Annotated in this window: 17 protein-coding genes; 6 read left to right on the top strand and 11 right to left on the bottom strand. The window is 69.9% G+C overall.

From position 1 onward, the window contains the following. Window positions 1-93: 93 nt before the first annotated feature. The 4 genes from KOL93_RS10690 to KOL93_RS10675 all read right to left on the bottom strand — a co-directional run bounded on the left by KOL93_RS10690 (window position 94) and on the right by KOL93_RS10675 (window position 3,961). On the bottom strand, window positions 94-747 hold the full coding sequence (locus KOL93_RS10690) for a YesL family protein (protein WP_221585340.1): 654 nt from the start codon (window positions 745-747) through the stop codon (window positions 94-96). Then, window positions 747-1,736, bottom strand: coding sequence for an ABC transporter permease (locus tag KOL93_RS10685; protein WP_308291617.1), 990 nt, complete (start codon window positions 1,734-1,736; stop codon window positions 747-749). The genes KOL93_RS10690 and KOL93_RS10685 overlap by 1 nt, the downstream gene beginning before the upstream one ends. Window positions 1,737-1,927: 191 nt before the next feature. Continuing rightward, window positions 1,928-2,956, bottom strand: coding sequence for an NYN domain-containing protein (locus KOL93_RS10680; RefSeq protein ID WP_221585339.1), 1,029 nt, complete (start codon window positions 2,954-2,956; stop codon window positions 1,928-1,930). 24 nt (window positions 2,957-2,980) lie between these two features. Next, complete coding sequence (locus KOL93_RS10675) at window positions 2,981-3,961, bottom strand: Gfo/Idh/MocA family protein (protein ID WP_221585338.1); 981 nt, start codon at window positions 3,959-3,961, stop codon at window positions 2,981-2,983. A 235-nt stretch (window positions 3,962-4,196) separates the two neighbouring features. On the opposite strand from KOL93_RS10675, the gene KOL93_RS10670 reads away from it, so the two are divergent. Both KOL93_RS10670 and KOL93_RS10665 read left to right on the top strand, forming a co-directional pair. After that, window positions 4,197-5,726 carry a pectinesterase family protein gene (locus KOL93_RS10670; protein ID WP_221585337.1) on the top strand — a complete coding sequence of 510 codons (1,530 nt, stop codon included), beginning with the start codon at window positions 4,197-4,199 and terminating at the stop codon, window positions 5,724-5,726. A gap of 41 nt (window positions 5,727-5,767) precedes the next feature. After that, window positions 5,768-7,834, top strand: coding sequence for a pectinesterase family protein (locus KOL93_RS10665; protein WP_221585336.1), 2,067 nt, complete (start codon window positions 5,768-5,770; stop codon window positions 7,832-7,834). Between the two features lie 60 nt (window positions 7,835-7,894). Here KOL93_RS10665 and KOL93_RS10660 read toward each other — a convergent pair whose 3' ends face one another. From KOL93_RS10660 to hrpA, 4 genes are all read right to left on the bottom strand, one after another. Continuing rightward, window positions 7,895-10,105: an NADP-dependent isocitrate dehydrogenase gene (locus KOL93_RS10660; protein WP_221585335.1), complete on the bottom strand. Its 2,211-nt coding sequence runs from the start codon at window positions 10,103-10,105 to the stop codon at window positions 7,895-7,897. Window positions 10,106-10,208: 103 nt separating this feature from the next. After that, the gene (locus KOL93_RS10655) at window positions 10,209-12,320 is read right to left on the bottom strand and encodes an acyltransferase family protein (RefSeq protein ID WP_221585334.1); all 2,112 of its coding nucleotides are present in this window, start codon (window positions 12,318-12,320) and stop codon (window positions 10,209-10,211) included. A gap of 177 nt (window positions 12,321-12,497) precedes the next feature. Beyond that, window positions 12,498-14,417: an HNH endonuclease signature motif containing protein gene (locus KOL93_RS10650; protein ID WP_221585333.1), complete on the bottom strand. Its 1,920-nt coding sequence runs from the start codon at window positions 14,415-14,417 to the stop codon at window positions 12,498-12,500. A gap of 54 nt (window positions 14,418-14,471) precedes the next feature. Beyond that, window positions 14,472-18,410: an ATP-dependent RNA helicase HrpA gene (hrpA, locus tag KOL93_RS10645; RefSeq protein ID WP_221585332.1), complete on the bottom strand. Its 3,939-nt coding sequence runs from the start codon at window positions 18,408-18,410 to the stop codon at window positions 14,472-14,474. An 83-nt stretch (window positions 18,411-18,493) separates the two neighbouring features. Between hrpA and KOL93_RS10640 the strand changes: the two genes are divergently transcribed. The 3 genes from KOL93_RS10640 to KOL93_RS10630 all read left to right on the top strand — a co-directional run bounded on the left by KOL93_RS10640 (window position 18,494) and on the right by KOL93_RS10630 (window position 23,014). Then, window positions 18,494-20,716 carry a glycoside hydrolase domain-containing protein gene (locus KOL93_RS10640; RefSeq protein ID WP_221585331.1) on the top strand — a complete coding sequence of 741 codons (2,223 nt, stop codon included), beginning with the start codon at window positions 18,494-18,496 and terminating at the stop codon, window positions 20,714-20,716. Between the two features lie 109 nt (window positions 20,717-20,825). After that, window positions 20,826-22,100, top strand: coding sequence for a glycosyltransferase (locus KOL93_RS10635; RefSeq protein ID WP_221585330.1), 1,275 nt, complete (start codon window positions 20,826-20,828; stop codon window positions 22,098-22,100). Between the two features lie 77 nt (window positions 22,101-22,177). Next, window positions 22,178-23,014 carry an aldo/keto reductase gene (locus KOL93_RS10630; protein WP_221585329.1) on the top strand — a complete coding sequence of 279 codons (837 nt, stop codon included), beginning with the start codon at window positions 22,178-22,180 and terminating at the stop codon, window positions 23,012-23,014. 49 nt (window positions 23,015-23,063) lie between these two features. On the opposite strand, the gene KOL93_RS10625 is transcribed toward KOL93_RS10630, so the two are convergent. After that, window positions 23,064-24,605 carry a dolichyl-phosphate-mannose--protein mannosyltransferase gene (locus KOL93_RS10625; protein ID WP_221585328.1) on the bottom strand — a complete coding sequence of 514 codons (1,542 nt, stop codon included), beginning with the start codon at window positions 24,603-24,605 and terminating at the stop codon, window positions 23,064-23,066. A gap of 97 nt (window positions 24,606-24,702) precedes the next feature. After that, the gene (locus KOL93_RS10620) at window positions 24,703-25,194 is read right to left on the bottom strand and encodes an FHA domain-containing protein (protein ID WP_221585327.1); all 492 of its coding nucleotides are present in this window, start codon (window positions 25,192-25,194) and stop codon (window positions 24,703-24,705) included. A gap of 134 nt (window positions 25,195-25,328) precedes the next feature. Between KOL93_RS10620 and rsmI the strand changes: the two genes are divergently transcribed. Next, entirely contained in the window at window positions 25,329-26,144 is an 816-nt protein-coding gene (rsmI, locus tag KOL93_RS10615; RefSeq protein WP_221585326.1) for a 16S rRNA (cytidine(1402)-2'-O)-methyltransferase, read from the top strand. Between the two features lie 9 nt (window positions 26,145-26,153). On the opposite strand, the gene KOL93_RS10610 is transcribed toward rsmI, so the two are convergent. After that, a complete protein-coding gene (locus tag KOL93_RS10610) occupies window positions 26,154-26,858 on the bottom strand; it encodes a FadR/GntR family transcriptional regulator (RefSeq protein WP_221585325.1) in 705 nt (234 codons plus the stop codon).

The raw sequence follows: 26,858 nt of genomic DNA, 5'->3' as shown, positions 1-26,858 counted from the left end.
CGCTGGAGGCCCCGCTGCTTGCGCCGCACCCTGTCAGGGCGACGGCGGCGACCGCTGCGGAAGCAACGCTGATTCCGAACCTGCGGTGGATCTTCATTCTGTGATTCCTCTCGCGGATGTGAGGTGGGGGACAGGAACTTCTGACGGAGCGGCGGCGAGTCTCCGGAAGACGCCGCGTGTGATGAGGCCGATGGCCGTTGCGGGGATGCCGATGCCGAACAGCACCAGGAGGGGCAGCGCGACGTGCCAGAGGAGCCAGACGGCTCCCGCTGTGGCGGCCGTCGCGATGATGGTCCAGTGGAGGGATCCGAAGCCGATCAGGAGCGCGGCGCCGAATCGCCGGTGGATCGCGGTGATGTCCGTCGCGGCTGCGACGGGGAACGCGTAGGCGCCGGCCACGACGAGTGCGAACAGTGCGACGACGTTGACGAACTGGATGGCCCACACGGTCGCCGAGAAGATGTTCGTCACGATGATCGCGCCCGCGCCGAGCACGAGCCATCCCATCACGCTGGAACGCCAGAAGTCGGCGCGCACGGCCGCGAAGAACGCGCGGGTCACGGGCGGTGTGTCCCCGCGGCGGAACCAGCCGTCGATGTAGGACGCGACCGCGTAGGAAGCGGGGCCGAACCCGAACACGATGAGGCCCAGGATCGTCGTCGCCGTCCACAGCACGTTGAGGTAGAGGATGCGGTACCCGGCGGCGAGAAACGCGTTGATCCGCATGAACCCCTCGTAGGAGAACATCAGTACACGCCCTCCTCGCCGAAGCGCTTCGCCATCCTGTTCGCCATCACCACGAGGAGCAGGCCGACGAGGCCCTTGAACAGCCCGACCGCCGCCGCGTAGCTCAGCTGGCCGTTCTGGATCCCGGTCGTGTAGACGTACGTGTCGAAGATCTCGCCGACCTCGCGGTTGAGCGAGTTGAGGACGAGGAACATGTGCTCGAATCCGAGTTCGAGGAAGTCGCCGATGGCGAGGATGAACATCACGATGATCGTCGGGCGGATCGCCGGAAGTGTGATGTGCCAGGTCTGACGCCAGCGGCCCGCGCCGTCGATCTCGGCCGCTTCGTAGAGCTGGAGATCGACTGCCGTCATCGCCGCGAGGTACACGATCGTTCCCCAGCCGGCCGTCTTCCAGACCTCCTGGATGACGTACATGGGGCGGAGCCAGTCGGGATCCGTCAGGAACGCCACGGGCTCGCCGCCGAGCGACACGATGAGGTTGTTGATGCTGCCGCCATCGGTCGTGAAGAGCACGTAGAACAGCGACACGACGATGACCCACGACATGAAGTGCGGCAGGTAGATGACCGTCTGGATCGACCGCTGGAAGACGCGCGTGCGAACCTCGTTGAGGAGGAGCGCGAGGATGATCGGCATCGGGAACGCGAAGAGCAGCAGGAGCAGCGAGATGATCACCGTGTTGCTGAGCAGCATCATGAACGTGTCGGTCGTGAAGAACCGGATGAAGTGCTCGAAACCGACCCAGGGACTTCCGAAGATCCCGAGGAAGGGGGAGAAGTCCTGGAAGGCGATGATGAGGCCTCCCATGGGGAGGTACTTGAAGATGAGGAAGTATGCGATGCCCGGGATCGCCATGAGATAGAGCGCCTTATGACGCCAGATGGCCGGCATGCGACGTCGTCGCGGCCCTGTCGGCCCCGTCGGCCCGATCGTCGACGTGTCGTCGAGGCTGGTCGCCTCGAGCCGTGCAGCGACGGGGGCGCTCACGCGATGGATCCCATCGGATCAGTGGATACCGTCATCGGCATGCCTTCCTGCTGCTCGTCTTCGAGTCGGAGGTCCTCGGATGGGATTCCGAGTAACCGGTTTCCGAGGATCGTAACAGCGGAGCTGAGGAGCGGCAAGGTGGGAGAGAAACCGATTCCCCGCTGTCGACGACCGCGACGGCGGGGCGGGAGCTACTGCTTCAGGCGCACGAGTCGCTCGTGCCCGTCCTCCTGCACCTCCGCGAGTGTGTCGCGCGAGGTGAGGAAGTCATTGAACGAGCGGTATCCCAGCGCCTTCTCGCTGAAGGACGGATCCATGCGGCGGATGTGCTGCTTCACGGCGGACGCGTAGCGGAAGCCCTGATCGTCGCCCTTGTCCTGCCCGACGCGCAGCGCGCGCTCGAGGAGGTTCGTGGCGACGGCGTGCAGGTCCTCGGGCGGCGCCTGATCGAACGCGATCACCGTGTCGTCATGCGCCGGCTCGGGCGCCTCCGCGGGAGCCGGCGATTCCGCGGGCTTCTGTGCGCGGCGTCGGCGCGTCGGCTTCTGCTCGGGCTTGTCGTCGGGCTTCTCCTCGGCCTTCTCCTCGGCCGGCTCCTCGGACTTCGGCTGCTCGCGCCGCTTCTGCTCCTGCTTCTGCGCCTTCGGCAGCTCGGGGACGCCGGGGAGCGTGTCGTACGGCTCGAATGCGTCGCAGGCCGCCGCGAGGGACTTCGCGGTCGAGCCCGCGACGCCGACGCCGATCACGTAGCGACCGAGCCGCTTGCAGCGCTGCGCGAGCGGCACGTAGTCGCTGTCGCCCGCCACGATCGCGACGTGCGTGAGGTCGGGGAGCCGGAACATGTCTTCGACCGTGTCGACGGCGAGGCGGATGTCGGCGCCGTTCTTCGCGTATGCGGCGGCGGGGAACAGCTGGACGAGATCGACGGCGCGCGCGACGAGCTGGCGGCGGTAGATCGCGTTCACGGGCGACGACCAGTCGGCGTAGGCGCGAGTGAGCACCAGGGTTCCGTAGCTCGCGGCGAAGTCGATGATCGCTCCGACGTCGACGGTCGCGGCCGCGAGCTTCTCGGCGATCTCCGGCTCCGTCGGATTCTCCGCGATGCGCGCGCGGTCGCGATTGTACGAGTTGCGACCGTGGACACGGTCGTACCAGCTCATGACGATGTTGTCGAAGTCGAGGTAGACGGCGACACGGCCGTCGTCATGGGTCTGGGTCATGCCTCCGACACTACGCCGGGCGCCTCACTGCTCGCCGGGATAGGCGAGTCCGATCTGTCGGCGCATCTCGTCGAGAGCGCCCATGATCTCGACCGTCTCGTCGATCGGCAGCTCGGCAGGAGCGCCCTCCCCGTTCGCGACGACCCGCTCCGCCGCGAGCGCCTGGAAGAACATGCCGCGTCCGTCGGCGCGCTCCTCGTAGCGCTCGATGACGGTTCCGTCGCGCGCGGTGACCGTGAACGATGCCTGCGCGAACCAGACGCGCTCGATGTCGATCCGCGCGTCGGAGCCGACGATGTGCGCGGTGTTGGGGCCCGCGCCGCGCGACGAGGACAACGTCGTGGAGACGGCGCCGGACGCGTGGGTCATGAGCGTCGCGATCTCCGTGTCGGCTCCGGTCTCACCGAGTCGCGCGGTCGCCTGGATCGTGGCGGGTGCGCCGAGCACATCCCACACGAACGACACGGGGTAGATGCCGAGGTCGAGGAGCGCCCCGCCTCCGAGATCGAGCGCATTGAGACGGTGCAGCGGGTCGGTGGGGAGCGCCTGCATGTGATCGGCGAACACCGCGCGCACCTCGCCGAGCGTTCCCGCGTCGAGGATCTCGCGGATCCGGCGCATGTGCGGCAGGTAGCGCGTCCACATCGCCTCCATCGCGAGGAGTCCGCGGGCGGCGGCGATCGCGCGCAGCTCCTCGGCCTCGCGACGGGTCACCGTGAACGCCTTCTCGACGAGCACGTGCTTGCCCGCTTCGAGCGCGAGGCCCGCCGCGTGACGGTGCTGCGGGTGCGGCGTCGCGACGTAGATGATGTCGACGGATGGATCCGCGACCAGATCCTCGTAGGAACCGTGCGCGTGCGGGATGTCGAACTGAGCCGCGAAGGCGTCGGCAGACGCCTGCGTGCGCGAGCCCACCGCCGCGACGTCGAGTCCGGCCGTGCGGAGGTCGGAGGTGAAGGCGTGCGCGATGCCGCCGGTCGCGAGGATTCCCCATCGAAGTGCCATGTGCGCGAGCCTAGCGGCACATCGCGTCGACGCAGACGCACTTGCGTGGTGGCCATTGACAGGATTGTTGCCGGTGGCTACTTTTCGAGGAACCGGTTTCCAGAGGCTCGCCGGCCGCAGACTGCGACGGATCCGGATTCTCCCTGACACCGACGTCGGGGTGCGCGCGCCTGCCGAGCGGAGGACCCTTCTCCGCTGCGCACGCGCGGATCCGAGGCCTCACGAGAGGTGCGACATGCCCTTCCGAACGGCACGACGACCATCCGCCCGCCCCGCACATCGACGCGCGGCCGCGCTGTGCGTCCCCGTCCTCGCGGCCGCGGCGCTCGCGATGCCCACGATCCCCGCCGCCGCGGCACCGCCCGGTGAGACCCCCGGAACGACGGCCGAGACGCTTCTCGAGCGCATGGGCGCTCCCGACGCGACGTCGGCGGGCGGTCCCGTGTGGTCGCCCGATGCCACCGGATTCGCCGGGACGGCAACCGCGGATCATCCCGACGGGACGACGGGCGGTGCCGGGGGAGCGACCGTCGTCGTCCGCGACGCCGCGTCGCTGGCCGCGCACGCGGCGGAGGAGAGGCCCCTCACGATCCTCGTGAAGGGCGAGATCCGGATCGGCGACGGCGACATGATCGAGGTCGCCAGCGACAAGACGATCGCGGGCGCCGCTTCGGGCGGAGAGATCGTCGACGGCGGGCTCTACCTCGACGAGGTCGAGAACGTCATCGTGCGCAATCTCACGTTCCGGGATTCGTACGTGTCGGGGGACTGGGACGGCAAAGCCGACGACAACGACAACGACGGAATCCGCATCGACACGTCCGATCACGTCTGGATCGACCACAACGAGTTCGCGCGCCTCGGCGACGGACAGCTCGATATCCGCAAGGACTCGACCGCCGTCACGGCGTCGTGGAACTTCTTCCACGACCACAACAAGACGCTCGGCGTCGGCTGGACCGACAACGTCGTGACGACGCTCACGCTGCACCACAATCGCTTCTCGAACGTGCACCAGCGCAATGCGAGCCTCGACAGCGTCGCGGCGGGCCACGTCTACAACAACTGGATGTCGGGCGTGAGCTCGTACGGGATCAACGCGCGCGGCGGAGCGCAGGTGCTCGTCGAATCGAGCGTGTTCGAGCACGCGCGCAAGCCGCTCATCGCCGACGACGGCGGTCACGTGCACCAGCGCGACAACCTCTTCCAGGACGTCTGGAGCGACGCACCCGCCGACACGGGGTCGACCTTCGAGGCATCGGATTTCTACGCCTACACGGCCGATCCCGTGGCGGACGTCGTCGACCTCCTCACGAGGCATGCGGGCACGACGAAGACGTCGTCGAACGAGAAGCTCGGCACGCGCGTGACCGTCGCCCAGGACGGGAGCGGTGACTTCCTGTCGATCGATGCCGCGGTGGGGGCGGCCTCCCGCGCGAAGCACCTGGCCGAGATCGTCGTGGAGCCGGGTGAGTACCGCGAGGTCGTCTCGGTATGGCCGGGAGCGGAAGGTCTGACGATCCGCGGGGCGACCGGTGACCCGGCTGACGTCGTCATCACGTACGACAAGCCCGACGACGACTGGGCCAATACGCCGACGCTGACCGTCCACGCCGACGGGGTGACGCTGAGCGACCTCACGCTGGAGAACTCGTTCTCCGGATCCGGCGACGTTCCCGCCTACGCGCTCGTCGACTCCGCCGACGACACGATGTTCGCGGACGTCGTCGTCCTCGGTGACCAGCTCGCGGGCGACCCCCGATGACCGCGCGCAGAATCACACGACCCTCGATGAAAGGTGACACGATGACGTCTCCCCGTTCCACAACTCGACGAGCGGCACCGCTCGCGAGAACGGCCGCAGCGATCGCCGCGCCCGTGCTCGCGATGACGCTGCTCGCTCCCGTCGCGCATGCCGCGGAGGCACCGGACGATCCCATCGAGGCGGGGGCCGCTCTCCTCGACCGGATCGGCGCATCCGACGTCGCCACGGCCGACGGCCCGGTCTGGTCTCCCGTCGCGACGGGATTCGCGGCGACTCCCACCGACGAGCTCCCGCACGGAACGACCGGAGGAGCAGGCGGCGACCTCGTCGTCGTCCGCGACGCGGACGCGCTCGCCGAGCACGCGGCGTCCGACGAGCCGCTCACGATCCTCGTCAAGGGCGACATCGAGATCGGCGACGGCGACATGATCACGGTCGCCGACGACAAGACGATCGCGGGATCCGGCGCGAAGGCCGCGATCGTCGACGGCGGCCTGTTCATCGACCACGCGAGCAACGTGATCGTGCGCAACCTGACCTTCCGCGACTCGTACGTTCCCGGGGACTGGGACGGCAAGTTCGACGACAACGACAACGACGGGATCCGCGTCGACACGTCGGACCACGTGTGGATCGATCACAACGACTTCACACGCATCGGCGACGGCGAAACCGACCTGCGGAAGGACTCGACCGCGCTGACGCTGTCGTGGAACACCTACCGCGATCACAACAAGGCGGTCGGCGTGGGCTGGACCGACAACGTGGTGACGACGCTGACGATGCACCACAACCTGATCTCGAACAGCTATCAGCGCAACGGGAGCATCGACAACGTCGCGTACGGGCATCTCTACAACAACCACATCGAGGGAATCGGCCAGTACGGGACGATGTCGCGCGGCGCCTCGCAGCTGCTCGTCGAGAACAGCTCCTACGCCCACGGGGAGGATGCGATCGTCGCGAAGGACCCTGAGTCGCGCGTGCACTCCCGCGGCAATCGGTTCACGGACATCCGCGGCCTGAAGCAGAACACGGGCCCGACGTTCGAGGCGAGCGACTTCTACGACTACGCGCTCGACGGGACGACCCAGGTGGAGGACCTGGTGAAGACCCACGCGGGTCCGGTCGGCCCGCCGGAGAACATCCCGCGCACGGTCACGGTCGCGCTCGACGGATCCGGCGACTTCGCGTCCATCGGCGCCGCTCTCGGCGCCGCCTGGCGTGTCGACCACCCCGTCGACATCGAGATCGAGCCCGGCGTCTATCGCGAGGTGGTGCGCATCTGGCCCGGCATCGATGACGTGACGCTGCGCGGCGCGACTGGTGACGCCGCGGACGTCGTGATCACCTACGACCTCGCGGCCGGGCAGAAGAAGTTCTACGGCGACGACACCTTCGGACACACGGGATCCCCGACGCTGTCGGTTCTCGCCGATGACGTGACGCTTCAGGACATCACGATCGAGAACGCCTACGACGAGGAGGCGAACGGGCCGAGCCAGGCGCTCGCGCTGCGCACGGTCGGCGACCGCGTCGTGCTCGACGGTGTGCGCCTGCTCGGCAACCAGGACACATTCCTGGCCGGTCCGGGAGGCGACGAGATCTCTCGCGTGTACGCGACCGATTCGTACATCGAGGGGGACGTCGACTTCATCTACGGCGGCGGCACCCTCGTCGTCGAGGACTCCGAGATCCGCTCGCTCGATCGGGGGTCGGACACGAACAACGGATACGTCGCCGCGCCCGCGACGGTTCCCGGATCCCACGGCTTCCTCTTCGTGAACAGCCGCTTCACGTCGGACGCGGCGGACGGCTCCGTGTACCTCGGGCGCCCGTGGCACCCGAGCAGCGATCCGAACGTCGCACCGTCGATGCTCGTGCGCGATTCCTGGCTCGGGGCGCACATCGGCACTCCCGCATGGTCGGATATGAGCGGGTGGCCCTGGCGAGAGGATGACCTGAACGAGTACGCGAACTCGGGGCCGGGCGCGATTGGCGCGGGCAGCGAGGTGGACGGCCGTCCGCATCTGTCGGACGCGGAGGCCGCCGACCGCACGCGCGACGCCTACCTCGCCGGAGACGACGGCTGGACGCCCTGGCGCTGACCACCGCGCACGCATGCGGAAGGGCCCCGGTCTCGTGAGACCGGGGCCCTTCTCACGCGATCAGAACTGCGAGATCGCGGTGTTCAGCGTCGCCGACGGGCGCATGACGGCGTCGGCCTTCGCGTCGTCGGGGCGGTAGTAGCCGCCGACCTCGACGGACGTGCCCTGCACCGCGATCAGCTCGTCGACGATCGTCTTCTCGTTCTCGGCGAGCGTCGCGGCGAGCGGAGCGAACGCGGCCGCGAGCTCGGCGTCGTCGGTCTGCTCGGCGAGCTTCTGCGCCCAGTACAGCCCCAGGTAGAAGTGCGACCCGCGGTTGTCGATTGTCCCGAGCTTGCGACCCGGCGAGCGGTCGTTCTCGAGGAATGCGGCCGTCGCGGCGTCGAGCGTGGTGGCGAGCACCTGCGCCTTGGCGTTGTCGGTCGTCTGCGCGAGGTGCTCGAACGAGGCGGCCAGCGCGAAGAACTCACCCAGCGAGTCCCAGCGCAGGTAGTCCTCCTCGAGGAGCTGCTGCACGTGCTTCGGCGCGGATCCGCCGGCACCGGTCTCGAAGAGGCCGCCGCCTGCCATGAGCGGAACGATCGAGAGCATCTTCGCCGACGTGCCCACCTCGAGGATGGGGAACAGGTCGGTGTTGTAGTCGCGCAGCACGTTGCCCGTGACCGAGATGGTGTCGAGGCCCTGGCGGATGCGCGCCAGCGAGAATCGCGTCGCCTCTGCCGGCGCCATGATGTGCAGGTCGAGGCCCTCGGTGTCGTGCTCAGGCAGGTACTCCTCGATCTTCTGGATGAGGTTCGCGTCGTGCGCGCGGTTCGCATCCAGCCAGAACACGGCGGGGGTGCCCGAGAGGCGGGCGCGCGTGACGGCGAGCTTCACCCAGTCGCGGATCGGGGCGTCCTTCGTCTGGCAGGCGCGCCAGATGTCGCCCTCGTCGACCTCGTGGTCGAAGATCGTCTCGCCCGCGCCGTTGACGACACGAACGGTGCCCGCCTGGGGGATCTCGAACGTCTTGTCGTGCGAGCCGTACTCCTCGGCCTTCTGCGCCATGAGGCCCACGTTCGGAACGGTGCCCATCGTCGCCGGGTCGAGCTTGCCGTTCTGCTTGCAGTCCTCGATCGTCGCCTGGTAGATGCCCGCGTACGACGAGTCGGGGATCACGGCGAGCGTGTCGGCTTCGCCGCCGTCGGGACCCCACATGTGTCCGCCGATGCGGATCATCGCGGGCATCGACGCATCGATGATGACGTCGCTCGGCACGTGGAGGCCCGTGATGCCCTTGTCGCTGTTGACCATCGCGAGCTCGGGGCCGGCCGCGATCTGCTCGTCGAACGCCGCCTTGATCGCGGAACCGTTCGGGAGCGCCGCGAGGCCGGCGTAGATCGCGCCGAGGCCGTCGTTCGCCGACAGGCCGGCGGCGGCCAGGTCGGCTCCGTACTTCTCGAACACCGGGGCGAAGAACGTCTTGACGACGTGGCCGAAGATGATCGGGTCGCTGACCTTCATCATGGTGGCCTTGAGGTGCGCCGAGAACAGCACGCCGTCGTCCTTGGCCTCCGCGATCGCGCCCTCGAGGAACGCGTCGAGCGCCTTCGCGCTCATGAAGGTGCCGTCGATGACCTCTCCCGCGAGGACGGGGAGCTTCTCCTTGAGGACGGTCGTGGATCCGTCCTCCCCGACGAGCTCGATGCGCAGTGTGTCGTCGGCGGGGGAGATGTACGACTTCTCGTTCGAGAAGAAGTCGTTCTCGCCCATGGTCGCGACGCGCGTCTTCGAGTCGGCCGCCCAGTCGCCCATGCGGTGCGGGTGCGCCTTCGCGTACGCCTTCACGGCGCCGGGGGCGCGACGGTCGCTGTTGCCCTGGCGCAGAACGGGGTTGACCGCCGAGCCCTTGACCTTGTCGTACCGGGCGGCGATGTCCTTCTCGTCCTCGGACTGCGGATCCTCGGGGACATTCGGCACGTCGAACCCGAGCTCCTGCAGCTCGGCGACCGCCGCCTTCAGCTGCGGGGTCGACGCCGAGATGTTGGGGAGCTTGATGATGTTCGCCGACGGATCGTTGGCGAGGTCGCCGAGCTCAGCCAGAGCATCGCCGATGCGCTGCTCTTCGGTCAGACGCTCGGGGAACTGGGCGAGGATGCGGCCTGCGAGTGAGATGTCGCGGGTCTCGAACTCGACACCGGCCTTCTTCGCGTACGCCTCGATGAGTGGGAGCAGCGAGTAGGTCGCCAGAAGCGGCGCCTCGTCGGTGTGCGTGTAGATGATCTTGGACATGCTGAGTGGGCGCTCCAGAGTTCTTCGGTGGGCCGGTCAGAGACATGAATCTCTCGACATCAAGATACCCGAGTGGGCAGGGTCCTGCAGAGGGCGTGTCCGGTCATGGGGTGCCCGTCGCCTCGAGAAGCGCGCGCGCCAGCGGGGCGCTCAGGGTCGTCGCCCACGTCGCGGTGATGTGGCCTGCGGCATCCCGGTACACGAGGACGTTCCCCATGATGCCGGGGCAGAATCCGTCGGAGCAGTACAGGTCGGTGAAGTCGACGACCGGCGTTCCGAGTTCGTCGGCCGCATCGGCGAGCGTGTGGGTGTTCGCGAGCGCGACGTCGGCCTCGGTGCCGCACCCGCTGTCGGCCGATGCGCCGAGCCGCGTCGTGCACGCGATCGACTCCTCGGTCGGCAGGGGGTTGTCGCGCACGACGACGGGGATCGTGCCGGCGTCGCGGATGCGCTCGAGAATCGACCGCTGCGATTCGATCGGCATCTCCCACTGCCGTGTCGAGGTCGTGATGACGATGTCGTACTCGCCCGATGTAAGGAGCTCGTTGACCTCGGAGCGCGCGGTGTCGCAGTCGGTGTCCTGGTCGGGGACCTCCATGAGGACGCAGCCCCGTCCGACGAAGGTGTCGAGGCGCCAGCCGAGGGCGTCGAGCTGGGGCCGGAGCGCGGGAATGAGGGCGGCGGCGTGGCTGTCTCCGACGAGGGCGACCCGGGTCGGCGCGTTCTCGGCGCCGAGTGCGCACGTCTGCAGGGGGCCGTCCGTCGTCGCGTAGCAGTCGTACGCGCCGTCGGTGTCGTCCGTGAGTGTCTCGGGGGCGGGCGCCAGCGCTCCGAGGTCGACGCCGGCGCAGGCGTCAGGGCGCAGTGCGGAGCCCGCTCCCCAGCAGTCGACGTCCGCCGGCTCGGCGGACGGATCAGCGGGAGAAACGGTCTGCGCGTCGGGCCCGGCGACGGCGGGGTCGGGGCGCAGCTGGGACACGGCGGCGAAGCCCGCGACGCCGACCACCGCGATCACGGCCACCGCGGCTGTCGTGGGGAGCCACGCGCGTGTGAGACCCCGGATCCGTCGGCCGCTCCACTGGAACCACGTGGCTCGGCGGGCCGGGTTCTCGACGAGGTGGTAGCTCGCCGACGACAGGATGAAGGTCGCCCCGAGAGCGATCACCACGTACGGCCCCGTGCCGACCGGGAGGAGCGTCAGAAGCAGGATCGCGATCGGGAAGTGCCAGAGATACAGGCTGTAGGAGATGTCTCCGACGTAGTGCGCGACGCGGTTGCGCAGGATCCAGGGCTCACGATAGGCGGCGAGATCGCCGGTTCCGGAGAGGATCACGAGCGCCGTGCTCACGACGGGGAGCAGCGCGAGCGGGGCGGGCCAGAGGGGTGAGTCGCCCGAGACGACGACGAGCGAGCAGGCGATGCCCACGAGCCCGACCCACACGAGCACGCGGCGGACGATCGGCGAGAATGCGATGCGGGGGAGGAAGGCGAGGAACGCGCCGATGCCCAGCTCCCACGCGCGAGAGAACGTCGAGAAGTAGGCGACCGCCGGGTTCGCGGTCGTCTCGTACAGCGCCCAGGCGAACGATGCGGCCGTGAGGAGGACGATGGCGAGGCGCGCGAGCCGCTTCGCGCGGAGGAAGGCCGCCTCCCCGGAACCTGCGCCATCGGTCGCGGCGCCGGCTCCGGCCGAGACGCGTCGGGCGACGAGCACGACGATGAGCAGCATGACCCACGGCCACACGAGATAGAACTGCTCCTCGACGCCGAGTGACCAGAAGTGCTGCAGCGGGGACGGGGGAGTGCCCTGCTCGAAGTAGTCGACGCCCTGCTGCGCGAAGCGCCAGTTGCCGAGGAACACGGCGCTGAAGATCGCATCCACCCCGACGCTCTTCGCCTCATCGCGGCCGAGCAGAACGAACGAGCTGACGACGGTCGCGGCGAGCACGATGACGGCGGCGGGGAGGATCCGCTTCGCGCGTCGCTCGTAGAACCGTCCGAACGAGATCCGCCCCGTGCGCTCGACCTCCCGCAGGAGCAGGCCCGTGATGAGGAACCCCGAGATCACGAAGAACACATCGACGCCGACGAATCCGCCGTTCGGCCAGTGCAGGACATGGTCGGCGATCACGGCCAGCACGGCGATCGCCCGCAGCCCCTGGATATCGAGGCGCTGACGATGCACCGGAGGCGCGGGGCGGGGGGAGGGGGGCATCCCGAAGATTCTAAGCGGGGCGGTTCCGCGGTTGATGTGACGGCGTCGGGCGGAGAGCGCCCGCGCGGGCGGGCTCATGCCCCGCGCCCGACGGCGAGGCTGGGGTCGAAGGCATCCCGGCGCGCGAGGCGCGGGGCCAGAGCTCGCCCGGCGCGCGAATGGTGCGCCGGCCTCGCGCTACGCGACGAGATGCATGTGGGGATCCAGCGACGCATCGGCGAGCTCGAAGTCGCGACGCCGTCGCGCGGGGAGGTCGTCGACGAGATAGATCGGAGGCTGCTCGTCGGCGACCACAGGCGACGCGCCCGCGAAAGCGTCGCGTTCGGCGTCGAGCCGTGCCCGGTCGGTGTCGAACGACGCTCGTTCGGCGTCGCGCAGTGCCTGCTCGGTGTCGAGCGGCGCCCGTTCGGAGTCGCGTAGCGCCCGCGTGGTGACGAGCGGCGCTCGTTCGGTGAGCCTCGTCCGTCGGTCGGCGACGCGCGCCGCCTGCCGGACCTCGTGCGCCTCTCGCGCGGCGCCGGACCTCGTCTGGGCGAAGGCAGGACCTTGTTGCTCGGTGCTGATCTCCTCCGGCTCGGCGCCGGGTCGCGCTTGCTCGACCGACGCCCGTCGTCCGACAGCGGCGTCTCGCGTCGCCTCTGCCCGTGGCCGTTCCTCGAAGAACACCGTGCTCGGCGGCTCGTCGCGGTGGACCCGGCCCGTCGGGCTCGTCCATTCGAGGACGCCGCCATCGATCTGCCGCACGGACCAGCCCGAGTGGTGCTTCATGACGTGGTGCGATTCGCAGAGGGCGGAGAGGTTCGACACCTCGGTGCGCCCTCCACGGGCGAAGTCGCGCGTGTGGTCGATGTCGGCTCTGCGTGCGGCGACGGTGCATCCGGGGAAGCGGCATGTCACGTCTCGTCCGATCAGTCGGCGTCTCTGCGCGGCCGTGGGGCGGTAGCGATCGGTCGCGAGGATCTCGCCGCTCGGTCTCACGAACAGTCGTTCCCATCCGGCCGCGTCGCCGGCGAGCGTGCGGGCGGACTCGGGAGAGACGATGCCGCCCTCGTCGATCCACGCCGCTCCGTTTTCCGCATCGATCATCGTCGACGCGGGAATCGTCACCTGCACCGTCGCCCGGACCGCACCGAGCGTCGCGGACGACCCCGCGGCGTGCAGCTCGTGGCCGGTCGGAGCCGACGTGAGAAGAAGATCCGCCAGGAGGTCGGCGCGGAGCTGATCCCGTGTGCGCTCGTCGGTCGCGAACACAGCGTCGGCGGACGCACCGTCCGAGGTCGTGTCAGCTGACGGCGGATTCGCCGCATCACTGCGTGTCGCATCGCTCCACGTCGCGTCACCGCCCGCCGCTTCGTTGCCCGCCGTGTCGTCGCCCGCCGCCCCGTGTGGGGCGCGCGCTCCCCTCTGCGCGCGCAGTGCGGCGCGCGCCCGCGTCCGATCGCGCGTGACGACTTTCGCCATCTCGGTGAGTCGCTCCTTCACGGCGCGCGCCTCGAGGGTCGGCAGCCATGCCCACAGCTCGCTCATCCCGTCGTCGCGGTCGGTCACGACCACGCGCCTCTCCGTGCGCGCCTGTCGATGACGCTCCAGGAGCGGCGTCGGCGTGAGGCGCTCGGCGACCACCTTCGCGAGACGCTTCACATCTCCGGGGGTGCGGTTCTGCGCCAGCTCGGCCGCCGCGGCGTCGAAGGTCGCCCGATCGTCGCCGGCGACGGTGCGGCCGGCCTCGACGACGACGTCGGCATGCCGCCGCGAGATCTGCCCCGCCTCGAGCGCTTCGAGCGTCGACGGGAACTCCTCGACGAGCTTCTCGGCATCGCTCATGGACGCCTGCGCCGACGCCGGGTGGACGTGCGTCGCGGCGGCGACCTCTGCGGCCATCGCCCGGCGCGCATATTCCGGCCCGTGCACACTGTCTGCTCGCTCGCCCTGCTCCTGCGCGATCCGCGCGAGCTCTGCCGTCGCGATCGCCTTGCGGGCCTCCAGCGCCGCGATCTCACGCTCGCAGTCCACGATCTCGTCGACGAGGACCCGCGCGAAGGAGAGCTCGGACGCGGTCATGCCGAGGAGCTTCTCGTCGAGCAGGATGTGCGGCATACCCTCACTTTATCGAAGATATGTTCGAATTACGAGGGTGGATCCGCGCCCGTGCTACTCCCGCAGCGCCTTCTGCACCCGCTGCACCGAGACCGTCTCGGCCGTGCCGAGGCGCTGGGCGAAGAGACCGATGCGCAGCTCCTCGAGCAGCCAGCGGGCGCGCACGAGACGCTCTTCGGCGTCGTCCGGCAGGGGGATCTCGCCGCCCGCCTCGGCGAACGCCGCCTGCGCGCGCTCGAACTCCGTCATCCACGCACGGTCGCGGCCCGGGTTATCGGGGAGCGCCTCGAGACGGATGCGCACGCCCTCGAGGTGGCGCGGCAGGTGCCGCAGACGGGAGGTCCCGGTCTGCCGCACGAAGCCCGCGTGCACGAGTCCGGCGAGCTGGCCGCGCACGTCGTTCAGCGCGCCCAGCAGCGTCATCGAGTTCGCCTTCTTCATCGCCCGCTCGACGTCGCGCCATGCGGTGAGGATCTTCGCGACGAGCGAGACGGTCTCGAAGACGTCGTCGACGGATCCGTTCGTCACCTCGGCGCGCAGCGCGTCGAACTGCGCGCGCGTGCGCACGGACCCGTTCCGGGCGATGGCCGCGTCGCAGAGCGCCGCGCGGCAGTCCTCGATGACGGCCTTCGGCGACGCGTACGGCGAGGCCGAGAGCGCGAGCTTCTCCTGCGAGGAGAGGTGCTCCTGCACATAGGAGACGGGCGAGGGCACCGTCAGGAGCAGCAGGCGTCGGAGGCCCGCCCTCGTCGCACGCTCGGCGCGTTCGGCCGTCGCCTCCACGCGCACGGAGACGGACGTCCTGTCGTCGACGATCGCCGGATACCCGCGCACGACGCCGCCCGCGACCTTCGTGTCGACCTGCGCCGGGAGATCGCCGAACGTCCAGTCCGTGAGGCCCGTCTGCTCGATTCCCGTGGCCTGGGCGACGACGTCGGGCGACGCCGCCTTCCGCTCCCGGGACGACGCGCGGACGAGCTGATGCGCCACGGATTCCCGCGCTCTGCCGGACAGCGTCTCCTGCAGCGCGCGCAGATCGCGGGAGGACCCCGCGGAGCGGCCGCGGTGATCGACAGCGCGGAACGACATCGTGAGGTGGGCGGGGACGCGCGTCATATCGAAGTCGGCGGGCGTCACGAGCTGGTTGGCCTGGTGCTGGACGAGCCGCGCGAGCGCCTCGGCAAGGGATCTGTCGGGCCGTCCGGCGGCGTCCTCTGGTCCGGACCCTGCGAGCTCCTCCGCGAACTTCTGCGCCCAGTCGGCGGCGGGGACGACGTGCCGGCGCATCGCCTTCGGCAGCGCCTTGAGCATCGCTGTGACGAGCTCGTCACGCAGCCCGGGGACCTGCCAGTCGAAGCCCGACGGCTCGACGGCGGCGAGCAGCGCGAGCGGGATCACCACCGTGACCCCGTCGTCGGGGGCGCCGGGCTCGAAGCGGTATGCGAGATCGAGGGTCTGGTCGCCCTGGGTCCATCGGGGCGGGAAGTCGCGGGCGTCTGCTGTCGCGTCGCCGTCCACGAGGTCGGCCTCGCGCATCGTGAGCAGCTTCGGCTGCCTCTCGAGCTCGTCCTTCCACCACGCCTCGAAGCTGCGCACATCGAACACATCGGCGGGGATCCGGGCGTCGTAGAACGCGTAGACGGCCTCGTCGCCCGCGAGGATGTCGCGGCGGCGCTCGCGCTCCTCGAGCTTCTCGAGGCGCCGTCGCAGGTCGCCGTTCTGCCGCAGGAACTGCGTGACGGCCTTCGGCAGGCTCGACGGATCCCACTCGCCCTCGACGAGCGCGTGGCGCACGAACATGTCGCGGGCCGCCGGCCGGTCGACTCGCCCGAACTGGATGCGCCGGCGCGGGATGATCTCGACGCCGAAGAGCGTCACCTTCTCGTACGCGACGGCGGCGCCCGCATCCTTCGACCAGTGCGGCTCCGACACCTGCTTCTTCACAAGGTCGCCCGCGAGCTGCTCGGCCCAGGCGGGGTCGATCTGCGCGACGGTGCGCGCGAACAGCCGAGACGTCTCGACGAGCTCCGCCGACATGACAGCCTTCGCCTTCGACCGCTTGAGCCCGGAGCCGGGGAAGATCTGGAACGTCACGCCCCGCGCGCCCCGGTACTGCGCGGATCGGGGCCCGCGGGCGGATCCCTTCTTCACGCTGCGCTCGTCGAGCACCCCGATCTGCGACAGCAGACCCGCGAGCAGCGCGCGGTGGATCGCCTCGCCCTGCGGGTGGCCCCGGCCGGGCTCGGGCTTCGCCCGACGCACGGGACGCTGCGGAGCGGACCCCTTTCGATCCGCGTCGCGCGTCAGCGATCGCAGCTGGCGGTGCACGTCGAACCACTCGCGCACGCGCACGTAGTTGAGGAACTCGGATCTCACGAGGCGTCGGAACGCGCTGGAACCGAGCTCCTTCTGCTGCTCCCGCAGGTGGTTCCAGAGATTGAGCATGCTCAGGAAGTCGCTCGACGGATCCGTGAAGCGCGCATGCAGCTGATCGGCCTTCTCGCGCTGCTCCTCGGGGCGTTCGCGCACGTCCTGGATCGAGAGCCCCGAGACGATCGCGAGGACGTCGTCGGCGACGCCCTGTCGGCTCGCCTCGATCAGCATGCGGGCGAAGCGCGGGTCGATCGGCAGGCGCGCGATCTGGCGTCCGATCTTCGTGAGGCGGGGGTCGGCTCCGCCGCGGCCGAGCGTGACGGCGCCGAGCTCCGTGAGCAGGTCGAACGCCGCCTTGACACCGCGCGAGTCCGGAGGCGTCAGGAACGGGAACTCCTGCACGTCGCCGAAGCCGAGCGCGAGCATCTGCAGCACGACCGACGCGAGCGACGTGCGCAGGATCTCGGGATCCGTGAACTCGGGGCGCGCCGCGAAGTCGTCGTGCGCGTACAGGCGGATCGCGACGCCGGCGCTCGTGCGTCCCGCACGGCCGGACCGCTGCTGCGCGGAGGCCTGCGACACGGGCTCGATCGGCAGGCGCTGCACCTTCGCGCGGTTCGAGTAGCGCGAGATGCGCGCCGTTCCCGCGTCGACGACGTAACGGATGCCGGGAACGGTGAGCGACGTCTCCGCGACGTTCGTCGACAGGATCACGCGGCGCCGGACGCCGGCGACCTTCGAGCGCTCGAACACGCGATGCTGCTCGGCGGCGCTGAGGCGGCCGTACAGGGGAAGGACCTCGGTCGGCGCGGCCTGGCTGCGGAACGCGCCGCGCACGGCGTCCGCGGCATCGCGGATCTCGGCCTCGCCCGGCAGGAAGACGAGCACGTCGCCCGGCGCCTCGCGGTCGAGCTCCTTCAGCGCCTCGACGATCGCCGACACCTCGTCGTCGGCGGCGTACGGGCGCTCGTCGACGTCGACGTCCGCGGCGGCGTCGGGATCCGTCTCCGTGAGGAGCGGGCGATACCGGATCTCGACGGGGAACGTGCGGCCTGACACCTCGATGATCGGCGCGGGCGTGCCGTCGGGGCGCGCGAAGTGCGCGGCGAAGGACTCGGGGTCGATCGTCGCCGAGGTGATGATGACCTTGAGATCAGGACGCTGAGGGAGGAGCCGCGTGAGGTAGCCGATGAGGAAGTCGACGTTGAGCGACCGCTCGTGCGCCTCGTCGATGATGATGGTGTCGTAGCGCGTGAGCAGCCGGTCGCGATGGATCTCGTTGAGCAGGATCCCGTCGGTCATGAGCGCGACGCGGGTGTCAGCCGACACCTGATCGGTGAAGCGCACCTTGTATCCGACGACCCCGCCGAGCTCGACCTCCATCTCCTCGGCGACGCGCTCGGCGATCGTGCGGGCCGCGAGGCGGCGCGGCTGGGTGTGCGCGATCGATGTGCGCCCCAGCTCGAGCGCGATCTTCGGCAGCTGCGTCGTCTTACCGGAACCCGTCGCACCCGCGACGATGACCACCTGGTTGTCGCGGATCGCGGCGGCGATCTCGTCGCGCGCGCCGCTGACAGGCAGCTCCGGCGGGTAGGAGATCCGTGGTTCGGCAGAAGACATAGCGTTTCAGTCTATGCGCCGGCGCATGCGATGCGCCCGCGCGTGTCACACGCCCGACACGAACGCCCGCTAGCTTCTGGCAGATGAAGCTCGCGGACGTCGATCCGTTCATCGGAACCCAGCCCACCGACCTGCCCGCGCCGACAGGTCTCGCCGCCAGGTGGTGGTGGCCGAAGCCCCAGATCGGCAACACGCACCCCGGGGCGACGTACCCGCTCGGGATGGTCTCGGCGTGCGCCTTCTCCGGCGCGTACCCCACCGGGTACGGCGAGTACGCGCTGTCGACCGAGGGCGTGCCGCCGCGCATGCGCGACCGACCCGAGGCGAGCGGCGTGACGCACTTCCAGCAGTCCGGCACCGGTGCGATCCGGAAGTACTACAACTACCTGCGCGTCACGCCCATGATCGACAGCCTCGACGAGCTCGGGCGCGCGTGGGCCATCACCCAGGAGGAGGCGGCCCCGGGATCCAGCGTCTTCACGCTCGAGAACGGGATCCGCGGCGAGATCACGGTCGGTCCCAAGAGCGCCGTGCACCGCTACACGTTCCCCGAGACGACCGACGCGCGCCTCGTCGTCGACCTGTCGGTCGGCGGTCTCGACATCCCCTACGGCGCGACCGTCCCGCTGCGTGCCCATCTCGAGAGCCTCGATGCCGGAGAGGCCCAGGGCGAGATCGTCGTCGAGGGGACGCCCCTCGCGATGCACCTACAGGCCGATGCGCCGCGCTGGCGTCAGCTGCTCTGGTACGACCGTCGCCTGATGCCGGGAGGGCGTCGCCTCGACTTCGATGCGATCCGACCGACGACGATGCGCCCGTTCGGCCTCATGTGGCAGGGGGCCGTGACGGCCGGGCAGACGGTCGAGCTGCGGATCGGATTCTCTCTGCGCGGCGTCGACCAGGCGCGCGACAACCTCCGGCGCGACTGTCCTGCGGGGACCGACTTCGAGACGCGGCGCTCCGCGACGCGCGCGAGCTGGGCGCAGCATCTCGAGCAGATCCAGGTCGGGGGAGCCGATCGCGCAGAGGATCGCACCGTGCTCGGCACCGCCCTGTACCACTCGCTCATCAAGCCCGCGTTCGCGCCGGACGAGAGCCCGCAGTGGCCGGCGGCCGGTCCCTACGCGTTCGACATCTGCACGATGTGGGACATCTATCGCACGCAGCTCCCGCTGATCTCGCTCCTGCGGCCCGACCGCGCCGTCGAGCTCGCCAACGCCCTCATCAGGATCTGCGAGGAGGAGGGGAACTTCCCCATCGGATACCGCATGGCGAAGGGCTCCGACCGCTTCTCCCGTCAGGCCACCGGGCTCGCGCACACGCTCCTCGCGGACCTCTGCGCCGCGGGCGCCGAGGGGATCGACTGGGACTGGGCCCTCGTGCACATGCTCGCGGATCTGCGGCGGGCCTACGGCGAGGACTTCCTCACCACCGGGCGCGCGGATCCCATCAGCCACACCCTCGACATCGCGTTCGCCTACTGGTGCACCGCCCGCGTCGCCGACCGCGTGGGAGACGGGAGTGCGGCGGCGGAGTGCCGGCGCCTGGCGAGCCGGTGGCGCAACGCCTTCGACGAGCGCACGGGCCTCCTGCGCGACTCCACGTTCTATGAGGGCACGAAGCACAACTACTCGCACCGGATCACCCACGACATGGCCGGCCGGATCGCGCTCGCCGGGGGCGAGGAGCGCTACGTGCGGATCCTCGACGCCTTCTTCGGCTACGGTGCGGATCCCGTCGTCCAGCCGGGTGCGGATCCGTCGCGCGACGAGATGGCACGCGGCTACGCGCTGGGGCGGTTCGAGGGACTCAACAACGAGCCCGACTTGGACGCGCCGTGGGCGTATATGTACGCCGGGAGGGCTGACCGCACGGCGGAGATCGTGCACGACGGGCTGCACCAGATGTTCGCCGCGAGCCCGGGAGGGCTGCCGGGCAACGACGATTCGGGTGGACTCAGCTCGTGGGTGGTGTGGGCATCGCTCGGCCTCTTTCCCGTCGCAGGGCAGGACCTCTTCCTGGTGAACGCGCCCGCGTGGCCCGATGCCGAGATCGATCTGCCGGGTGGTGTGCCGCTGCGCATCGAGACGACCGGCTTCCGCGCCGTCGGCCGAGGAACGGGCCCGCAGTACGTGCAGCACGTCACCTGGAACGGGGGACCGCTCACGCGGACGTGGCTGACAGGACGCGAGCTGCGCGCCGGAGGCACGCTTCGCGTCGCGCTCGGCGACGAGCCCGGCGCATGGGGCCGGGAGGTGCGGCCCCCATCCCACCCGGCGGCGGCCGCGGCCGCACGCGGTCTGTGACGGATCCCCGACACCTGCTCGCGACGTGCCGAACCCGTAACACCCCGTCTCTCCGGCCGTCACACGCGCTCCGTAGCCTCGGGCCACGCGAACCGTGTGAGGAGCCATCATGAGCCGTCGTCTCGTCATCGTCGTCCGCGCAGATCCGGTGATCTGCGGCCACTCGGGGGAGGCGCGCAATCTCGCGGAAGCCGCCCTCGATCGGGGGTTCGACGACGTCCGCATCGTCACCTGGCCCCTCGAGCGCCTCGAGGAGGCGGGCCTGCCGCTCAAGCCGCGGGAGACGGTGCTGCCCTACAGTGACGGCATCACCGTCGAGCGCCCGGGGCCGGTCGGCGACTACAAGGTCGTCGACGGCCGCTACATCGGCGGGCTCGTGGGGCGTCTCGTCGAGCTGTTCACCGACGGCGTTCCGACCGTCGCGATGTCCCTTTACCTCTCACCGCACACGACGGCCGTGACCGACGCGGTCGAGGTGGCGCGCCGCACGGGGCTCCCCGTGGACGTCCTGACGATCGCCGAGGCGGTCGGCTCCGACATCACCAACGTCGTGCGCCAGTGCGTCGCGGAGGACCGGTTCGGCGCCGCCGCGCACGTGCTCGAGGGATATCTGGCGAGCGACGTGTGCGTCGCGGTCAGCCAGTACACGAAGGATCTCATCGTCGAGGAGGCGACGCACCTCGACCAGAAGCACGGCACCGACTACGCGTCGCGCTGCGCGTCACGCATCGACATCTCCTACCCCGCGATCGATTCGTCCCTCTTCCTCCACCTCGACCCCGAGGAGATCGCCGCGCGCCTCGCGCTGCGCGGGCTGAGGAAGGACGGCTACATCCTCTTCCTCTCGCGCCTCGCGACGGCGAAGGGCGTCGACGACCTCATCGACGGGTTCGCCGCCTCGTCTCTCGCACGCGGAATGACGCTCGTCATCGCCGGGCGCGGGCCGGAGGAGCGGGAGCTGCGCGCGTACGCCGCCAGCTCTTCGGCGGCCGACCGGATCGAGTTCCTCCCCGATGTCGACGATGCCGAGAAGCCGTATCTCTTCGCAGGAGCCGCCGCCTACGTCCTGCCGACGAAGCCGCGCCCCGAGTTCGTCGAGACCTTCGGCATCGTGCTCGCCGAGAAGGCGCTCGCCGGGGGAGGACCGTCGATCACGACGACGACGGGAGGCGTCGGGGAGGCCGTCGGCGACACCGCTCTCATCGTGGACGTCGACGAGCCGGTGCAGATCATGGCGGCTATCGATCGCGTCCTCGCGATGTCGCCGATCGAGCGCCTCGATCTCGAGGAGCGCGCCCGGGCGTTCGCGATGCAGTTCGATCGCATGACGGTCTTCGACGAACTCATCGCACGCGTGACGCGGCTCGAGGCCGTCGCCGCGTGATCCCGCGCGGCCGTCGCCGTGAGTCGTTTCACGCGATTCGGCGACGGCCCGCTCCACGCCGTCCTATCGTGGGAGCCATGACAGTTCCCACCGTGAAACTCAATTCCGGCCACGAGATCCCTCAGCTCGGCTTCGGCGTGTTCCTGGTGCCCGCCGACGAAGCCGAGAAGGCCGTCAGCGAGGCGCTCGAGGTCGGCTACCGCCACATCGACACCGCCGCCATCTATCGGAACGAGGAGGGCGTCGGCGCCGCGATCGCGAAGAGCGGCATCGCGCGCGACGAGCTCTTCATCACGACCAAGCTCTGGAACGATCGCCAGGCCGGCGAGGAGCCGCACGACGCGATCCGTGAGAGCCTCGACAAGCTCGGTCTCGACCGCGTCGACCTCTACCTGACGCACTGGCCCACGCCCGAGAAGGACACCTACTCGAACGCGTGGCAGAAGCTCATCGAGATCCGCGATCAGGGGCTGGCGACGTCGATCGGCGTCTCGAACCACCTGCCTGAACACCTCGACCGCATCGTGCAGGACACGGGCGTCGTGCCCGCTGTCGATCAGATCGAGCTGCACCCCGCCTACCAGCAGGCCGAGGTCAGCGCGTGGGGCGAGAAGCACGGCATGAAGATCGAGTCGTGGGGTCCGCTCGGTCAGGGCAAGTACCCGCTGTTCGAGAACCCCGCGGTCGCGGCGGCGGCCGAGGCGCACGCCAAGTCGCCCGCTCAGGTCGTGCTCCGCTGGCACCTGCAGCGCGGCGTCATCGTCTTCCCGAAGTCGGTCCGCAAGGAGCGCATGGCCGAGAACCTCGACGTGTTCGACTTCGAGCTCACGGCCGACGAGATGCAGGGCATCACGGCGATCGATCCCGGCGACGGCTCGGGCCGCGTGGGCTCGCACCCGCTCGAATTCAACTGAGCAGTCTCCGACGGGGCCGCGACCGATCCGGTCGCGGCCCCGTCGTCTGTCAGAGGTACCAGCTCGGCAGCCAGAGGTGAGCGCGATAGAGCGCCTCGGGCTCGAGCCACCCCGTGCCGAACGGCAGGAAGTACACGCCGACGACGAGCATCGCGATGAGGACGATCGTGGTCGCGGCGCGACGGGTCTCGGTGCGCGCGGCGGTGCGCGTCTGCTCGCGCTGGATCTCGTCGAGCGTCGGGTCGGAGAGCAGGACGGGGATCCTCTCCTGACGGAGTGCGTGGGCGACGAGCACGACGGCCAGGATCACGAACGGCAGGACCGTGACCGCGTAGAACGTGAACATCGTGCGGTCGGGGAGCAGAAGCCACGGGACATACGTCGCCAGGACGCCCGCGAGTACGAGCGCCTCGCGTCCGCGGATGCGCGTCCTCGTCACGGCGCTCTGCACGATCCGCGCGACGAGCCACACGATCGCGATCACGCCTCCCCACCAGAGCACGGGATTCGGCAGGGCGGCCATCACCCCGACGCAGCTGTCGGCGATCGCACACGCCTCGCCCTGGAGCTGCTCGCGGTACATGAGCGTCGGGTTCAGCATCGGGATCCACTCGATCGCGGGGCTCGCGTACGTGTGGTCGCTGTTGACGCCGGAATGGAAGCTGAGGACAGCCCTGTGGTAGTTCCAGAGCGCGAGGAGAGCATTCGACGAGGAAGCACGGTCGTAGCCGCCGTCCGTCGCGAGCCAGCCGGTCCAGCTGGCGACGTACGCGATGAGCGCCGGCGGCACGAGCAGCACGAACGACACGGGGCCCTGCCGGCCGATCGCGGCCTCGGCCCAGCGCGTGACCCCCGCTCGGCGCCGATCGATCGCGTCGGCGATCACGATCGCGATGCCGAGCACCGCGAGTGCGTAGAGGCCGGACCACTTCACGCTCGTCGCGAGTCCGAGCGTCACGCCGGCCGCGAGGATCCACGGCCTCCGCCACAGCACGGGACCGGCGATGCCGTCGCGCCGGGCGCCGGCGCGGATCGCCGCGACGGTGCCGGGACGATCGAGCAGGGCGAACCAGAAGGCGAGGAGCACCAGGAACGCGAGGGGCGTGTCGAGGAGCGCGATGCGGCTCATCGAGACGGCGAGCGGATCGATCGCGAGGAGCGCGGCCGCTGCGGCCGCCAGCCGCACGGATCCGGTCATGCGCTTCGCGATCAGGTAGAGCAGCGGCACCATGAGCGTGCCGATGATCGCGATCGCGAAGCGCCACCCCCAGGGGCCGCCGCCGAACAGCGCCATGCCGAGGGAGATGATCCACTTGCCGAGCGGAGGATGCGCGACGAAGGAGCCCTCGTCGGAGTATCCGCTCGTGTCGCCGGCTTCGAACGCGCCGTTCGGATCCTCGCCCCAGGTGCCCTCATAGCCGAGGTGGAGGAGGGTCCACGCGTCCTTGACGTAGTAGGTCTCATCGAAGATGAGCTCGTCCGGCCCTCCGAGGCCTGCCAGGCGCACGGCGGCCGCGGCGGCCGTGATCGACACCGGCACCGCCCACCGGGCGATCCGCTGAGCGCGGGAGGGCATGGGGCGAACCGTCACGGGGCCACTCTATGCGGCACGGCCGCGACCGTCGTGTGCGATCGGGGAGCGCGCCCGTGACGATCGGGCCGGGCAGTGCTCTGCCCGGCCCGGGGCATCAGTGCTCCTGGATCTCCTGCTCGCCCGTCCGGTCCTCCTGGCCCGTGTAGTCGGGACGCGCGGGCTGCGGAGGCTGATCGGAGAGCTCGCCGCCCTCGCGTCCGCCGTACGGGCGCCCATGATCGGCGAACTCCTCGCGCTGGAACACGAAGCTCCAGGACCCGGCGGTGAACTCCGCCCCCGTGCGGAGCGTCTCCGTCCGATCGCCGCCCACATCGGAGTGCACACCGGCGGCCTCGGTGTTCGCGTTCATGCTTCCAGAGCCGTGCAGCGTGACGACGAACTCGTCGCGCTCGTCATGCACGACCGTCGCATGGATCGGGTCCAGGCCCGGCAGTCGCAGGCCGGCCCCTGCCGCGGATCCGATCGTCAGCTCGTCCTCGCCGAGGTCGCGTGTGAACCGCTCATCGTCGCCGCGCACGATGAGGCGTGGGGAGCCCGCACCCCACTCGGCATGCGTCGTTCCCGTCGAATGCGTGTCGTCGGCCATGTGCGTTCCCTTCGCCGTGCGAGACGCCGCGATGCGGCGCCGCGATCTGAGCGCGATCGCGCGGGAACTGTAGAGCGATCCGTCCCGATTCCGCAAGGGGCTCGCACCCGGCGGCGCGGGCTAGGGTCGGAGCCATGATCATCCTCGCGGGAACTCCGATCGGCAATCTCGGCGACGCCTCGCGTCGTCTCGTCGAGGCTCTGGGCGAGGCGACCACGATCGCCGCGGAGGACACGCGGACGACGCAGAAGCTGCTGCGCGCGCTCGAGATCGAGAATCGCCCGCGGCTCATCCCGCTGCACGACCACAACGAGAAGCAGAAGGCCGCCGAGATCGTCGAACTCGCGCGCGAGAGCGATGTCCTCGTGCTGAGCGACGCGGGTATGCCGACCGTGAGCGACCCCGGGTACGGCCTCGTCGCCGCCGCGGCCGAGGCGGGCGTCGAGGTCACGGCGATCCCCGGCCCGAGTGCCGTTCTCACGGCGCTCGCCATCTCGGGCCTGCCCACCGACCGGTTCACATTCGAGGGGTTCGTTCCACGCAAGCCGGGGGATCGCCGCCGCGTGTTGGAGGCGGTCGCGCGAGATCCGCGCACCCTCGTGTTCTTCGAGGCGCCGTCCCGTGTGGTGCAGACGCTGCGCGACATGGCGGCCGCGTTCGGCTCCGATCGCCGTGCGGCCGTCGCACGTGAGCTGACGAAGCTGTACGAGCAGGTGAAGCGCGGATCCCTCGCCGAGCTCGCTGAGTGGGCGGACGGCGGAGTCCGGGGCGAGCTCGTCATCGTCGTGGGCGGCGCGACGGCGCGCGAGATGCCCCTCGACGAGGCGCTCGCCCGCGTCGCGGCGCTGGTGTCGGACGGCACGCGTCTCAAGGACGCGACGCGCGCCGTCGCGCAGGAGACCGGCCATGGGGCCCGCGATCTGTACGACGCGCACCTCGCGGCACGCTGACCGAACGCCCTACGCGAGCGAGTCATCGCGCAGGATCTCATCCCAGACGCCGCTCATGTGCGAGCGGGAGTGCCGTTCCGCCGACTCGCCGTCGCCCGACGTGATCGCGGCGGCGACGGCCTCGTGCTCCTCGAGGGTGCCGGGTGCCGGCACCTGAGGGGTGAGGCCGAGACGCGAACGGCCCGCGAGCACCTCGCGCACGGGACGCCGCAGCGCCATGAGCTGTGGGTTGCCGGACGCTGCGAGGAGCAGGTCGTGGAATGCGATGTCGACGTCGAGGAACGCGTCGGAGGCGCCGAGCCCGCGCTCGCCGAGCTCCTTCAGCGCCTGGGCGAGGCGGCGCAGCTCGGCGCGCTGCGCAGGCGTCGCGCGGAGGGAGGCAAGCCGCGCGGCCATCGGCTCGACCGCGACGCGCAGCTCCATGAGCGCCTCGAGCTGCTGCTGGCGGAAGGGGCCCTGCAGGTTCCATTCGATCAGCTGCGGGGCGAAGGCGTCCCACTGCTCCCGCGGCTGCACCGTGATCCCCACGCGGCGTCGTGACGCGACGAGCCCCAGGCTCTCGAGCACGCGCACAGCCTCGCGCACGACCGTGCGGGAGGCCTCGTGATCGCGCTCGAGCTGGGCCAGGGTGAACACCGAACCCGGGGGAATGTCGCCGGCGGCGATCCGTGCTCCGAGGGCGCTCGTCACGTCGCTGTGGATGCCGGTCGCCAT

It is taken from the genome of Microbacterium salitolerans, assembly GCF_019720895.1.
In the GTDB taxonomy this organism is placed as follows: domain Bacteria; phylum Actinomycetota; class Actinomycetes; order Actinomycetales; family Microbacteriaceae; genus Microbacterium.
Note: the sequence above shows the minus strand (reverse complement) of the source record. Positions and strands in the feature narration are given on the sequence as shown.

Excerpts from the sequence above, each read along its gene's own strand:
- KOL93_RS10620 (WP_221585327.1), bottom strand. The coding sequence starts at position 25,194 with ATGGCCGACGACACGCATTCGACGGGAACGACGCATGCCGAGTGGGGT.
- KOL93_RS10640 (WP_221585331.1), top strand. The coding sequence starts at position 18,494 with ATGAAGCTCGCGGACGTCGATCCGTTCATCGGAACCCAGCCCACCGAC.
- hrpA (WP_221585332.1), bottom strand. The coding sequence starts at position 18,410 with ATGTCTTCTGCCGAACCACGGATCTCCTACCCGCCGGAGCTGCCTGTC.
- KOL93_RS10655 (WP_221585334.1), bottom strand. The coding sequence starts at position 12,320 with ATGCCCCCCTCCCCCCGCCCCGCGCCTCCGGTGCATCGTCAGCGCCTC.
- KOL93_RS10690 (WP_221585340.1), bottom strand. The coding sequence starts at position 747 with ATGTTCTCCTACGAGGGGTTCATGCGGATCAACGCGTTTCTCGCCGCC.
- KOL93_RS10630 (WP_221585329.1), top strand. The coding sequence starts at position 22,178 with ATGACAGTTCCCACCGTGAAACTCAATTCCGGCCACGAGATCCCTCAG.
- KOL93_RS10670 (WP_221585337.1), top strand. The coding sequence starts at position 4,197 with ATGCCCTTCCGAACGGCACGACGACCATCCGCCCGCCCCGCACATCGA.
- rsmI (WP_221585326.1), top strand. The coding sequence starts at position 25,329 with ATGATCATCCTCGCGGGAACTCCGATCGGCAATCTCGGCGACGCCTCG.
- KOL93_RS10660 (WP_221585335.1), bottom strand. The coding sequence starts at position 10,105 with ATGTCCAAGATCATCTACACGCACACCGACGAGGCGCCGCTTCTGGCG.
- KOL93_RS10635 (WP_221585330.1), top strand. The coding sequence starts at position 20,826 with ATGAGCCGTCGTCTCGTCATCGTCGTCCGCGCAGATCCGGTGATCTGC.
- KOL93_RS10675 (WP_221585338.1), bottom strand. The coding sequence starts at position 3,961 with ATGGCACTTCGATGGGGAATCCTCGCGACCGGCGGCATCGCGCACGCC.
- KOL93_RS10610 (WP_221585325.1), bottom strand. The coding sequence starts at position 26,858 with ATGGCGACCGGCATCCACAGCGACGTGACGAGCGCCCTCGGAGCACGG.
- KOL93_RS10665 (WP_221585336.1), top strand. The coding sequence starts at position 5,768 with ATGACGTCTCCCCGTTCCACAACTCGACGAGCGGCACCGCTCGCGAGA.
- KOL93_RS10680 (WP_221585339.1), bottom strand. The coding sequence starts at position 2,956 with ATGACCCAGACCCATGACGACGGCCGTGTCGCCGTCTACCTCGACTTC.
- KOL93_RS10650 (WP_221585333.1), bottom strand. The coding sequence starts at position 14,417 with ATGCCGCACATCCTGCTCGACGAGAAGCTCCTCGGCATGACCGCGTCC.